General features: G+C 65.3%; 7 protein-coding genes and 1 rRNA gene. 7 read left to right on the plus strand and 1 reads right to left on the minus strand.

From position 1 onward, the window contains the following. Nucleotides 1-181: 181 nt before the first annotated feature. The 7 genes from rrf (at nt 182) to CAG34_RS24725 (ending at nt 12,361) form a co-directional block, all read left to right on the plus strand. Nucleotides 182-297, plus strand: a 5S ribosomal RNA gene (gene rrf / locus CAG34_RS24695). 305 nt (nt 298-602) lie between these two features. After that, the gene (recC, locus tag CAG34_RS24700; RefSeq protein ID WP_085592965.1) at nt 603-4,085 is read left to right on the plus strand and encodes an exodeoxyribonuclease V subunit gamma; all 3,483 of its coding nucleotides are present in this window, start codon (nt 603-605) and stop codon (nt 4,083-4,085) included. Continuing rightward, complete coding sequence (gene recB, locus CAG34_RS24705) at nt 4,082-7,759, plus strand: exodeoxyribonuclease V subunit beta (protein WP_085592967.1); 3,678 nt, start codon at nt 4,082-4,084, stop codon at nt 7,757-7,759. The genes recC and recB overlap by 4 nt, the downstream gene beginning before the upstream one ends. Then, complete coding sequence (recD, locus tag CAG34_RS24710; protein WP_085592969.1) at nt 7,756-9,831, plus strand: exodeoxyribonuclease V subunit alpha; 2,076 nt, start codon at nt 7,756-7,758, stop codon at nt 9,829-9,831. Before recB ends, recD begins: the two co-directional genes overlap by 4 nt. Before the next feature lie 199 nt (nt 9,832-10,030). Next, nucleotides 10,031-10,597, plus strand: a complete 567-nt coding sequence (locus CAG34_RS24715; RefSeq protein ID WP_085592971.1) for a YfiR family protein — start codon at nt 10,031-10,033, stop codon at nt 10,595-10,597. After that, entirely contained in the window at nt 10,594-11,865 is a 1,272-nt protein-coding gene (locus CAG34_RS24720; RefSeq protein WP_085592973.1) for a diguanylate cyclase domain-containing protein, read from the plus strand. Before CAG34_RS24715 ends, CAG34_RS24720 begins: the two co-directional genes overlap by 4 nt. A gap of 4 nt (nt 11,866-11,869) precedes the next feature. Next, a complete protein-coding gene (locus CAG34_RS24725; protein WP_075046399.1) occupies nt 11,870-12,361 on the plus strand; it encodes an OmpA family protein in 492 nt (163 codons plus the stop codon). Nucleotides 12,362-12,641: 280 nt separating this feature from the next. Here CAG34_RS24725 and CAG34_RS24735 read toward each other — a convergent pair whose 3' ends face one another. Beyond that, nucleotides 12,642-13,592 (minus strand): LysR family transcriptional regulator, encoded by a 951-nt coding sequence (locus CAG34_RS24735; RefSeq protein ID WP_025340665.1) that lies wholly within the window; start codon nt 13,590-13,592, stop codon nt 12,642-12,644. Between the last annotated feature and the right edge of the window lie 60 nt (nt 13,593-13,652).

The following is a 13,652-nucleotide window of genomic DNA, read 5'->3' on the forward strand; positions in this document are numbered from 1 at the left end:
AGGCGTTGAGCTAACCAATACTAATTGCCCGTGAGGCTTGACCATATAACACCCAAGCAATTTGCGCACGAAAGCCAAATTGTGGTGGTGAAGACGAAAGAACCGAAAATTCGCAACATCACAAATATCGCATATCCGAATTCGCTGGGCTGTCCATCTGGACATTCTGGCAACAGAATTTCTTGACGACCATAGAGCATTGGAACCACCTGATCCCATCCCGAACTCAGCAGTGAAACGATGCATCGCCGATGGTAGTGTGGGGTTTCCCCATGTGAGAGTAGGTCATCGTCAAGATTCATTTCGCAAAACCCCTATCTGCACATGCAGGTAGGGGTTTTGTCTTTCTGGCAAAAAAATCCCAGGCCTGCACAACCCTCCTCTGTGGGAGCGGGTTCACCCGCGAACACCGGCATAGCCGGTGCCATCCACCGCGTCGCTTGCTTCGCGGCTAAAGCCGCTCCCACAGGAACGGCGCAAGGCCGCTAACAGGGTTCCACCGATCCCTTGTCAATCGGCTAATGGCACTGCGCCATACTCTCCGTATGGTACCTACGTGATATCGTTTCCCCTCATCCCCAGCGCCAGCCAGAGACCTCCCGATGCCCAATACCACTCACCTCCAACCCGGCTTCATGATCGTCCACGGCAACCGCCTCGACGACCTGCGCAGCCTGGTGGTGAGCTGGATGCGTCGCTATCCCTTGGCACCTCTGGAAAACGAAATCGCCCTGGTGCAGAGCAATGGCATCGCCCAATGGCTCAAACTGGCCCTCGCCGAGGACCCTCAGGACGATGACCAGGGTGGTTGTGGCATCGCCGCCGCCATCGATGTGCAACTGCCAGGCAGCTTCATGTGGCAGCTGTACCGCAGCGTGCTGGGCCGTGACGAAATTCCCGAAGTCTCCCTGCTCGACAAGGCACCGCTGACCTGGCGTCTGATGCGTCTGCTCCCGGCCTTGATCGAACGCCCGCATTTCGAGCCGTTGCGACGCTTCCTCACCGACGACAGCGACCTGCGCAAGCGCTATCAGCTCGCCGAGCGCCTGGCCGACCTGTTCGACCAGTATCAGGTCTACCGCGCCGACTGGCTCAAGGACTGGGCCGCTGGCGAGCACATCCTCAACACCGCTCGCGGTGAGCGCAAGGCGCTGCCCCCGGGCAACCGCTGGCAGGCCGAGTTGTGGCGTGCATTGCTGGAGGATGTTGGCGAGCAGGGCATGGCGCAGAGCCGTGCCGGCGTACATCAACGCTTCATCGAACGGATCAACAGCCTGGAGCAGGCACCTGCCGGTCTGCCGGCCCGGGTGATCGTATTCGGTATCTCCTCGCTCCCAGCCCAGGCTCTCGAGGCACTGGCCGGCCTGGCATGCTTCAGCCAGGTGTTGCTGTGCGTGCACAACCCCTGCCGCCACCACTGGGCCGATATCGTTGCCGACAAGGACCTGCTGCGCCACCAGTACAAGCGCCAGCAACGCAAGCAGGGCATGCCCTTGCAACTGGACGACCAGTCGCTGCACCAGCATGCCCACCCTTTGCTGGCCGCCTGGGGCAAACAAGGCCGCGACTACATCAACCTGCTCGACAGCTACGATGACCCCGGCAGTTACCAGGGCGTGTTCAGCGACGGTCGCATCGACCTGTTCAGTGACGGCTCGCCCACCACGCTGCTCAACCAGTTGCAGGACGATATCCTCGAACTGCGCCCGCTCGCCGAAACTCGCGAGCAGTGGCATCCAGTCGACCCGGCGAAGGACCGCTCGATTCGCTTCCACATCGCCCACAGCCCGCAACGTGAAGTGGAGATCCTCCACGATCAGTTACTGGCCCGGTTCAGCGCCGACCCAACCCTGCGCCCACGTGACGTGATCGTCATGCTGCCGGCCATCGATACCTACGCGCCGCATATTCGCGCCGTTTTCGGCCAGTTGCAGCGCAACGATCCGCGCTACATCCCGTTCACCCTGACCGACCAGGGCCAGCGTGGCCGCGAACCCTTGCTGATTGCCCTCGAACACCTGCTCAAGCTACCGGACAGCCGCTTCGCGGTCAGCGAAGTGCTCGACCTGCTGGATGTGCCGGCAGTCCGCGCCCGTTTCGGCATACGCGAAAACGACCTGCCCACGCTGCACCGCTGGATCGAGGGGGCTGGCATCCGCTGGGGCCTCAATGCCGAGCAGCGGGCCAGCCTGGGCTTGCCCGCCGGGCTGGAACAGAACAGCTGGCGGTTCGGCCTGCGGCGCATGCTGCTGGGTTATGCCGTCGGCGTGGGTGAGGCCTGTGACGGCATCGAACCCTACGATGAAATCGGTGGCCTGGATGCGGCACTGATCGGCCCGCTGGTCGCCTTGCTGGACGCCCTCGAAGTGGCCGGCCAGGCTTTGTCCGAGCCTGCCACTGTCAGCCAGTGGGGCGAGCGCCTGCATGCCTTGCTGCAAGTGTTTTTCCTGGCCGAGGGCGAGCACGACGAGTTCCTGCTGATGCAGTTGCAGGATCTGCGTGATAGCTGGCTTGAAGTGTGCGAGGCCGTTGGCCTGCAAGACCCATTGCCGCTGACCGTAGTGCGCGAAGCCTGGCTTTCGGGCCTCGACCAGGGCAAGTTGTCCCAGCGCTTCCTCGCCGGCTCGGTGAACTTCTGTACCCTCATGCCGATGCGCGCCATCCCGTTCCGGGTGGTCTGCCTGCTGGGCATGAACGATGGCGATTACCCCCGCGCTCAGCAGCCGCTGGACTTCGACCTGATGGCCAGCGACTACCGCCCCGGTGACCGCTCGCGCCGTGAGGATGACCGCTACCTGCTGCTGGAAGCATTGTTGTCGGCCCGCGACCAGCTGTATGTCAGCTGGGTCGGGCGCAGCATCCGCGACAACAGCGAACGCCCGGCCTCGGTGCTCATCGGCCAGTTGCGCGATCACCTTGCAGCCGGCTGGCAGCTGGCAGGCGCGGAGCAGGGGCAGCCAGCAGAACCGGGCGAGCAATTGCTGCACGCACTGACCCAGGAGCACCCGCTGCAACCGTTCAGCCCACGCTACTTCCAGAAGGGCAGCCCGCTGTTCAGCTTTGCCCACGAATGGCAGGTGTTGCACCAGCAGGGCCAGGAGGACCAGCAGGCTGACCCCGGCCTGCCGCCATACCATGACGATGAGGCCTTGAGCCTGACCCAGCTGAATGACTTCCTGCGCCACCCGGTGCGGCACTTCTTCAGCCAGCGTCTGAAAGTCTACTTCGAAGCGCTGGAAGCACCGACCCCGGACGAGGAACCCTTCGTCCTCGATACCCTGCAACGGTACGGCGCCAGTGAAAGCCTGCTGGGTGCAGCGCTGGCCGAGCCGGACAATGCCGAACAGGCCCTGCAGGCCCAGGCCCGGCGTTTGCAGGCCTGTGGCGTGCTGCCACTGGCCGGCTTCGGCGAACTGCTGCAGCGCGAGCTGATCGAGCCCCTGCCAGACCTGCTGCAACGCCACCGCCAGCTATTGCAACGCTGGCCGCAGCTGGTCGAGGGGGCATTGCCAGTGCATTTCGAGCACGGCCAGCATCGTCTCGAGGGCTGGCTGGGGCGGGTGTTCCAGGCGGATGACCAGAGCCTGCTCAGCATCACCACCGTACCCAACACCATCAGTGCCGGGCGTAACGCCCTCAAGTGGCACCGCCTGATCGCGCCCTGGGTCACGCACCTGGCGGCTTGCGCGGCGGGCTACCCCTATAACAGCGCGCTGGTAGCCAGCGACCTGACCCTGCTGCTTGCGCCACTGCCGCAAGCGCAGGCGGCGCAATTGCTGGGCGACCTGCTGGTAGCCCGTCAGGCGGCGATGAATGCGCCGTTGCCGGTCGCTGCCAAGACCGCGTTCGCCTGGCTGGGCCAGGACGATAGCGACAAAGCCCTGGCTGCTGCTGCCCGCGCCTACGAAGGCGACGAGCGCACCAGCTTCGGCGAGCGCAGTGAAAGCATCGCCCTGGCCCGGCAGTTCCGCGACTTTGCCGCGCTCACCGCTGATGAAACCTTCGAAGGCTGGTGCGAAACCTTGTACCGCCCATTGTTCAACGCCCCGTGGCAGACCCTGGGCAACCCGGAGAAAGGCGCATGACCCAGGACCGCCCACTGGCACTGAGTTTCCCCCTGCATGGCAGCCAGCTGATCGAGGCAAGCGCCGGCACGGGCAAGACCTTCACAATTTCGGCGCTGTACCTGCGCCTGATCCTCGGTCACGGTGGCGAGCAGGGCTTCGACCGCGAGCTGCTACCACCGCAGATCCTCGTGGTGACCTTCACCGACGCCGCCACCAAAGAGCTGCGCGAACGTATCCGCGCCCGCCTGGCCGAAGCTGCGCGGTTCTTCCGTGGCGAGCTGGAGGCGGCCGACCCGCTGCTGCATCAGCTGCGTGACGATTACCCGGAAGAAACCTGGCCACGCTGTGCCGGGCGCCTGGAAATCGCCGTGCAGTGGATGGACGAGGCAGCGGTATCGACCATCCACGGCTGGTGCCAGCGCATGCTGCGCGAACATGCCTTCGATAGCGGCAGCCTGTTCACCCAGACCCTGGAAACCGACCACAGCGAACTGCTGGGCCAGGTCATGCGCGACTACTGGCGGCGCTTCTGCTACGGCATGCAAGGCGACGCGCTGGCCTGGGTGCGTGGCCACTGGGGCAGCCCCGACGCCTTGCTGCCGCGGATCCGCCCGCTGTTCGGTCGCGTGCGCGCCCAGCACGACGGGCCCGAGCCGGCGGCACTGATCCAGGCATCGCTGCAGCAGCGTGGCGAGCAGTTGGCCCGGCTCAAGGCGCCTTGGGCGCAATGGGCCGAGGAGTTGCGCCAGATCTGCCGTGATGCACTGGCCGCCAAACAGGTCGATGGCCGCAAGATGCAGGCCCGTTACTTCGAGCCCTGGTTCGACAAGCTCTGCGCCTGGGCCGCAGACGAACAACTGGTGGAGCTCGACCTGGGCACCGGCTTTACCCGCCTGACCCCGGCGGGCATGGCCGAAGCCTGGAAGGGCGAGCCACCCGAGCACCCGGCCCTCAATGCCATGCAGAGCTTGCAGCAACAGCTCCAAGCCCTGGACAGCCCGGATGCCCCATTGCTCGAGCATGCCGCCAACTGGGTATCGGCACGCTTCGAAGTGGAGAAGCGTCGGCGTGCGGAAATGGGCTTCGACGACATGCTCCTGCGCCTGCAGCACGCCCTTGCCAGCGAGGCCGGCGAGCGCTTGGCCAGCCTGATCCGCGAACAGTTCCCGGTGGCGTTGATCGACGAGTTCCAGGACACCGACCCGGTGCAGTACGGCATCTTCGAGTGCATCTACCAGATCAGCGAAAACCGCGCCGAAACCGGCCTGTTCATGATCGGCGACCCCAAGCAGGCGATCTATGCCTTCCGTGGCGCCGACATCTACACCTACCTTGCCGCCCGCCGTGCCACGAGTGGTCGCCTGCACAGCCTGGACACCAACTACCGCTCCAGCAAGGCCATGGTCGCGGCGGTCAACCAGGTGTTCCTGCAGGCCGAGGCGCGTGAGGCAGGGCGTGGCGCCTTCCTGTTCCGCGAGGCCGATGACAACCCGCTGCCGTTCATCGAGGTCCGCGCCAAAGGCCGTGGCGAGCAGCTGTTGATCGACGGTGAAGCCTGCGCAGCCCTTCAATGCTGGCATCTGGAAAGCGAAGAGCCGGTCTCCGGCAGCGTTTACCGGCAGCAGCTGGCAGCAAGTTGCGCCAGCCATATCGTCGCCTTGCTCAATGGCGGCCAGCAAGGCACGGCTGGTTTCCAGAATGCCGAGGGCGAACTGCGCCCGTGCCTGCCATCGGACATCGCCATCCTGGTGCGCGATGGCCATGAAGCGCAGATGGTCCGCGCCGAGCTTGCCGCGCGCGAGGTGCGAAGTGTGTACCTGTCCGACAAGGACTCGGTATTCGCCGCCCAGGAAGCCCACGACCTGTTGGCCTGGCTAAAGGCCTGCGCCGAACCCGACTCGGAGCGCCTGCTCAAGGCCGCCCTGGCCAGCCTTACCCTCGATCTGTCGCTGGCTGCGCTGGACCGCCTGAACCAGGACGAGCGGGTCTGGGAAGACTGGGTCATGCGTTTTCGCCGTTACCGCGACACCTGGCAGCGCCAGGGCGTGTTGCCGATGCTGCGGCACCTGCTGCATGACTTCCAGCTGCCGCGCACGCTGATCCGCCGCAGCGATGGCGAGCGGGTGCTGACCAACCTGCTGCACCTGGCCGAGCTGTTGCAACAGGCTGCCGGCGAACTGGACGGCGAGCAGGCGCTGATCCGCCACCTGGCCGAGCACCTGGCCAGTTCCGGCCAGGCTGGTGAAGAGCAGATCCTGCGCCTGGAGAGTGACGAGCAGCTGGTGAAAGTGGTGACCATCCACAAATCCAAGGGCCTGGAATACCCCTTGGTCTACCTGCCGTTCATCTGCACCAGCAAACCGTTGGACGGCAGCCGCCTGCCGCTGGCCTGGCATGATAGCCAGGGCAACGCCCATCTCACCCTCACACCAGACCAGGAACAGATCGAGCGCGCCGACGACGAGCGCCTGGCCGAAGACCTGCGCCTGCTCTATGTGGCCCTGACCCGCGCCCAGCATGCCTGCTGGCTGGGTGTCGCCGACCTCAAGCGGGGCAACCAGAAGAGCTCGCAACTGCACCGCTCGGCGTTCGGCTACCTGCTGGGTGGCGGCCTCGCCCTGCCGGGCTCGCAGCAACTGACGGACTGGTTGCAGGCCTTGGCCAAGACCTGCCCGCACATCTCTTGCCCGAGCCTGCCGCCGGCAGACGAGCAGGTATATCGCATGCCGCACGCCGAGCATGAGCTGCTACCTGCCCGCAAACCGCGCCGCGCAGCGGGCGCCGAGCATTGGTGGATTGCCTCGTACAGTGCCCTGCGCGTCGGCGACCAGACCCTCGGTGCCGACAGCTCCCAGGCCCAGCAGTTACTGGATGATGAAGTGGTCGATACTCAGGTGCTGCGCGAGGTCCCGGCCGACAGTGGTGATATTCACCGCTTCCCGCGCGGGCCCAACCCCGGCACCTTCCTGCATGGCTTGCTGGAATGGGTTGGCCGCGAGGGCTTCAGCCAGGTCAGCGGCAATGCACGGCTGATCGAGCGAACCGTTGGCCAGCGCTGCAACCGTCGTGACTGGACCGGCTGGATCCCCACCCTGACGCATTGGCTGCAGCGCCTCCTGGGCGAAGCGCTGCCGTTGCCGGGCAACGACCTTGGTGTGACGCTCGGGCAGCTGCGCCACTACCAGATCGAAATGGAGTTCTGGTTCGCCAGCCACCAGGTCGATGCCGAACAACTCGACCGCCTGGTGGCACGCCACACCCACCCCGGCCTGGCACGCCCGGCGGCGCAGCCGACCGTGCTCAATGGCATGTTCAAAGGTTTCATCGACCTGGCCTTCGAGCTGGACGGGCGTTACTACGTGACCGACTACAAGTCCAACTGGCTGGGCCCGGATATCCAGGCCTACGATGCCCAGGCCATGGAAAAGGCCATCCTCGAGCATCGCTACGACCTGCAGTACGTGCTGTACCTGCTGGCCCTGCATCGCCAGTTGCGTGCCCGCCTGCCTGACTACGACTACGACCGCCATGTCGGCGGCGCCCTGTTCATTTTCCTGCGAGGCGCCAGCAGCAGCGGCCACGGCGTTTACCACGCCAAGCCACCGCGTGAGCTGATCGAAAGCCTCGATGCGCTGTTCCGTGGTGAGCATCCGCCCGTACAGCAGGACCTGTTTGCCGGAGCCGTGATATGAGCCGAAGCCTAGTCGACCTGTTGCCCACCCCGCTGCACGCCGAGCACCTGCTCGCACTGGCGCCGCAGCATGACAGCGGTGACCTGCTGCAACTGCTCGACCGCTGGGTAGAGCGGGGCTGGCTGCGTGCCCTGGACCGTGCGTTCGTATCGTTCCTCGAGGAGCGGGCCCCCGGTAGCGACCCCCTGCTGTTGCTGGCCGCCGCCCTGGCCAGCCACCAATTGGGCCACGGCCATGTCTGCCTCGACCTGCAGCAAACTCTGGCCGAGCCCGATTTTGCCCTGTCGTTGCCGCCTGAAGGCGACGCTTTGACCGGCCCCTTGCTGCTGCCCTCGCAGTTGCTGGCCAACCTCGACCTGCACGCCTGGCGCCAGCGCATTGCCACCAGCCCGCTGGTGGCCGCCGGGGATACCCCGGGCCAGCAAGCGCGGCCTCTGGTGCTCAGCGGCGAGCGTTTGTACCTGCGCCGTTACTGGAGTTACGAGCGGCGCATCGACCATACCCTTCGCCAGCGCCTGACCCAGGCCGAAGCGCCTCCGGCCGACCTGCCTGGCCGTCTGGCGCAACTGTTCGACGGTGGTGCGCCGGCAGGCCAGGTGGACTGGCAGAAGCTCGCCTGCGCCCTGGCCACCCGCGCAGGCTTCAGCATCATCACCGGCGGCCCCGGCACGGGTAAGACGACTACCGTGGTGCGCCTGCTGGCCTTGCTGCAGGCGCCGGCGGTAGAGCAGGGCAGGCCATTGCGCATTCGCCTGGCCGCGCCGACCGGCAAGGCGGCCGCGCGCCTGACCGAATCCATTGGCCAACAGGTCGAGCGCCTGCAGGTCAGCGCCGAGGTGCGCGCGCAGATCCCCACCGAGGTCAGCACCGTGCACCGCCTGCTCGGCAGCCGCCCCGGTTCGCGGCACTTCCGCCACCATGCCGGCAACCCGCTGCCGTTGGACGTGCTGGTCGTCGACGAAGCGTCGATGATCGACCTGGAAATGATGGCCAACCTGCTCGATGCCCTGCCGCCACGGGCACGTCTGGTACTGCTGGGCGACAAGGACCAGCTGGCCTCGGTCGAAGCCGGTGCGGTACTGGGTGACCTGTGCCGGGATGCCGAGGAGGGCTGTTACTCGCCGGCGACCGAGGCATGGCTGGAGCAGACCGGTGGCGAGTCGCTGGCGGGCAGCGGCCTCAGGGCCGGCGATGAGCAACGCAACCCGTTGGCCCAGCAGGTGGTGATGCTGCGCTTCTCGCGGCGTTTCGGCGAAGGCAGCGGCATTGGCCAGTTGGCCCGGCTGGTCAACCGCCAGGACGCCCATGCGGCGCGCAACCTGCTGGCCGCGCCGCCGCCCGATGTGCACAGCCTGGCCCTGAAGCAGGAACAGGACCGCGCCTTCGACCGCCTGCTGCTCGACGGCCTGAACCGCGGCAGCGACGGCCCGCAGGGTTATCGCAGCTACCTGCGTACCCTTGGCCGTTTTCGCCCGGCACTCGATACCGCCGTTGACGACCCCGCGTGGGAGCAATGGGCGGGCAAGGTGCTGCACAGCTTCGAGGACTTCCAGCTGCTGTGTGCGGTACGCCGCGGCGCCTGGGGTGTCGAAGGCCTCAACGAGCGGGTGGCGCGGGTACTGCACAATGCCGGGCTGATCGACAGCCAGCAGCCTTGGTACGAAGGGCGCCCGGTGCTGGTGACCCGCAACGATTACGGCCTGGGCCTGATGAACGGTGACATCGGCATCGCCCTGCGCCTGCCGGACGAGCGCGGCGAACCCCTGCTGCGCGTGGCCTTCCCGCGTAACGACGGCAGCGGCGGCGTACGCTTCGTCCTGCCCAGCCGGCTGAACGAAGTGGAAACGGTATTCGCCATGACCGTGCACAAGTCCCAGGGCTCGGAGTTCAGCCACACCGCGCTGGTGCTACCGGATGCGCTCAACCCGGTGCTGACCAAGGAGCTGGTATACACCGGCATCACCCGCGCCAAGCACTGCTTCAGCCTGGTCGAGCCCCGCCAGGGTATTTTCGAAGAGGCGGTGGCGCGCAAGGTACGGCGTATTTCCGGGTTGATGCTGGAGCAGGTGTAGGACCGATAAGGCCCTATCGCCGGCAAGCCAGCTCCCACAGGTGCAGCGCAGCTTGCAAGGGCTGTGGAGTCCTTGTGGGAGCTGGCTTGCCGGCGATGGGGCCATCAATCCCCATGCACAAAGCTGCTCGTACCTACATTGATGCGGCCATGTGCTATCGTTGCGCCGATATCGGAAAGGACCTTAAGAGATTTCCCACATGAAAGTGGCCGCAAGGCGAGTGACGAGATGTGCGCTTTCGCTATTGCTGGCCGCCCTGTTCCTTTCCGCAGGCCCGGCCCAGGCAGACCCCGCCATAACTGCCGCCCAGGCGCAGCAACGTGCCAAGGCCGTCACCCAGGTGGTGCTGGGCATTTTCAGCTACGCCCGCTGGCCCGTCGAACCCTCGCCCTTGCGCCTGTGCCTGGTCGGCCCGACCGAATACGCCGATGACCTGATCAAAGGCCATGTGCAGGAGTCCGGCCGACCGCTGCAAGTGCGGCGACTACTGGCAGACGATAGCCAGGTCGCCCAGGCATGCGACGCCATCTACATCGGCAAACTCGACCAGGGCCAGCGTGACCGGCTGTTCGAGCGCGTCAGTGGCCACCCGGTGCTGAGCATCAGCGAGGCAGACGACCCGTGCACAGTCGGCAGCCTGTTCTGCTTGCGGGTCAGCGACCAGCAGGTCGCCTTTGAAGTCAACCTGGACTCGGTGGCACGCTCCGGCGTGCGCATTCACCCCAGCGTGCTGCAATTGTCGCGGCGCCGGGCGGTGCAACCATGAAACCAACCCGCAAGCGCGGCGTGCGCCCGACCCTGCGCTCGGTGCTGGGCCGTGGCCATCTCAGCGTCGCCTTGCTCGCCGTGGGACTGGCCGGCATATCCCTGACCCTGCTGGGCGTGCTCGCCCTGCGTGTCTACGCCAACGACAACCTGCACCTGATCGCCCGCTCGATCAGCTACACCGTGGAAGCGGCGGTGGTGTTTGACGACAGCGCAGCGGCCAATGAATCGCTGGCGCTGATTGCCAGTACCGAGGAAGTGGCCGAAGCCAGGGTCTTCAACAACGAAGGCGAGCAGCTGGCGCATTGGCAGCGCAGCGATACCGGCGTGCTCGCGCGGCTGGAGGCGCAGGTGGCCACCGCCTTGCTGGATGAGCCGATCAACCTGCCGATCACGCACCAGCAACAGCAGGTCGGGCGCATCGAGCTGGTTGGCCAGGGGCGTAGCCTGTTGCTGTTCCTGTTCAGCGGGCTGGCCGGCATCCTGTTCTGCACGGTGCTCAGCGCCCTGGCTGCCCAATACCTGTCGCGGCGTCTGCTCAGCGATATCGTCCGCCCGCTGCGTGGCCTGGCCAGTGTCGCCCACGCCGCCCGCCGCGAGCGCAGTTTCGACCGGCGCGTGCCGGAAGCGCCGATTGCCGAGCTCAACGAGCTGGGCAATGACTTCAACGCCCTACTGGATGAGCTGGAGGTATGGCACAGCCACCTGCAGAGCGAAAACCAGACCCTGGCGCACCAGGCCAGCCACGATAGCCTGACCGGCCTGCCCAACCGCGCATTCTTCGAGGGGCGCCTGAGCCGCAGTGTGCGCAATGCAGAACGGCAGCAAGATCACCTGGCGTTGCTGTTTCTCGACAGCGACCACTTCAAGCAGATCAACGACACCCTCGGCCATGCGGTGGGCGACGAAGTGCTGATCAGCGTGGCCGACCGCGTGCGTGCCCAACTGCGCGAGCACGACCTGGTGGCGCGCCTGGGTGGCGACGAGTTCGCCGTGCTGCTGACGCCTTTGCATTCGCGCCAGGACGCCGAGCACATTGCCGAGAAGATCGTTGCCAGCATGAAGTTGCCGGTGCAGCTGGACAGCGGTCGCAGTATCGCCACCTCGTTGAGTGTCGGTATTGCCTATTACCCGGATGACGGCGCTGACCCTGCCAGTCTTCTGAATGCCGCCGATGCAGCGATGTACCAGGCCAAGCGCAAACGCCGTGGTCACTGGCAAATGGCGCAGACGGAACGGTCCGCCAGCGAAATCAAGAACAGGAGTTGAACCCGTGATACAGGCTTTGCGTTTCCCCCTATGGGCCTTGTTGCTCGCCGTGCTGGCGCTGACCGGCTGCCAGAGCGCTCCGCCCAAGGGCCTGACCGCCGAGCAGATTGCCGTGCTCAAGCGTGAAGGCTTTACCCCGACCGACGAAGGCTGGGCCTACGATTTGTCCGGCAAGGTGCTGTTCGGCAGCGACCTGGACAGCCTCAACAGCCAGAGCCAGGCGATTGTCGAACGCATTGGCAAGGCGCTGCTCGGCGTTGGCATCCAGGGCGTGCGGGTGGATGGGCATGCCGACTCATCCGGCAAGGCGGCGTATAACCAGCAGCTGTCCGAGCGCCGCGCGCAGAGCGTGGCCAGGGCGCTGGTCGGGGTAGGCATGCCGGCGCAGAACATCCAGTCCCGCGGGCTGGGCAGCAGCCAGCCGGTGGCGAACAACCGCACCAGCGCCGGGCGTACCGAGAACCGCCGTGTGTCCATTGTGGTGGCTTCCTACTGACCACAGCCTACGGGCTATCAGATATCCCTGTGGGAGCGGGTTCACCCGCGAACACCGGCGAAGCCGGTGCCATGCACCGAGTTGTCTGCTTCGCGGGTAAACCCGCTCCCACATTATCTGTGTTACCCCCGGGGTTTCAGCGCAGATGCACAAATTGCCGGGGCTGCTCTGCAGCCCTTTCGCGACACAAGGCCGCTCCTACAGGTACAGCGACAACCTCGAGATCAACGCTGCACCCGTGGGAGCTGGCTTGCCGGCGATGGGCTGCAACGCAGCCCCCTTATTCCTGAGCAAACCGCATCTCCCGGGTCTCCCCCATCAACAGCGGCGCATTCGCCTCCGTCACCCCGCGAATGTAATCCCACAACAGCGTAATCCGCTTCAACTTCCTCAAATCCTCCCGGCAATACATCCAGAACTGCCGTGTCACCTCGATCTCTTCCGGCAACACCGTCACCAGCCGCGGGTCCTGCGCCGCCAGGAAGCACGGCAAGATCGCCAGCCCACGCCCCTGCAACGCTGCCGTGTACTGCGCAATCACGCTGGTACTGCGCAAATGCGCGCTGGCGCTGGGGATCAGGTTGGCCAGGTACAGCAGCTCCGAACTGAACGCCAGGTCGTCCACGTAGCTGATGAACGGGTGCCTGGCCAGGTCCGCGATCTGGTTGATCGGTGCATGGCTGTCCAGGTAGCCCTGGGTCGCATACAGCCGCAAGCGGTAGTCGCACAGCTTGCAGCACACATAAGGCCCATGCTCCGGCCGCTCCAGGGCGATGACGATGTCCGCCTCGCGCTTGGACAGGCTGATGAAGTGCGGCAGCGGCAGGATATCCACCGAAATCGCCGGGTAGGCATCGACGAAGTGGCTTAGCTGCGGGGTGACGAAGAAGCTGCCGAAGCCTTCGGTGCAGCCCATGCGCACATGTCCCGACAACGCCACGCCCGACCCGGATACCTGCTCGCAGGCCATGTGCAACGTGCTCTCGATCGACTCGGCATAGCCCAGCAAGCGCTGGCCCTCAGCGGTGAGGACAAAGCCGTTGGTCCGGGATTTCTCGAACAGCAAGGTGCCCAGCGCCCCCTCCAGCGAGCTGATGCGCCGCGACACAGTGGTGTAGTCCACGCTCAGGCGCTTGGCTGCGCTGCTGGCCTTGCGCGTACGCGCCACTTCAAGGAAGAACTTCAGGTCGTCCCAGTTGAGCGCGCTCAGGGATGTAAGGTCTTTTTGCATGATGATCCGGTTTTTTTGTGCGTTCTTGTTGGATGTTTGCACATCTATACTCGAAACAAG

It is taken from the genome of Pseudomonas sp. B14(2017) (assembly GCF_002113255.1).
Lineage (GTDB): Bacteria > Pseudomonadota > Gammaproteobacteria > Pseudomonadales > Pseudomonadaceae > Aquipseudomonas > Aquipseudomonas putida_Z.

What these genes read in the sequence shown, in the direction of transcription:
- CAG34_RS24715 (WP_085592971.1), top strand. Translation starts at nt 10,031, where the DNA reads ATGAAAGTGGCCGCAAGGCGAGTGACGAGATGTGCGCTTTCGCTATTG.
- recB (WP_085592967.1), top strand. Translation starts at nt 4,082, where the DNA reads ATGACCCAGGACCGCCCACTGGCACTGAGTTTCCCCCTGCATGGCAGC.
- CAG34_RS24735 (WP_025340665.1), bottom strand. Translation starts at nt 13,592, where the DNA reads ATGCAAAAAGACCTTACATCCCTGAGCGCGCTCAACTGGGACGACCTG.
- CAG34_RS24720 (WP_085592973.1), top strand. Translation starts at nt 10,594, where the DNA reads ATGAAACCAACCCGCAAGCGCGGCGTGCGCCCGACCCTGCGCTCGGTG.
- recC (WP_085592965.1), top strand. Translation starts at nt 603, where the DNA reads ATGCCCAATACCACTCACCTCCAACCCGGCTTCATGATCGTCCACGGC.
- recD (WP_085592969.1), top strand. Translation starts at nt 7,756, where the DNA reads ATGAGCCGAAGCCTAGTCGACCTGTTGCCCACCCCGCTGCACGCCGAG.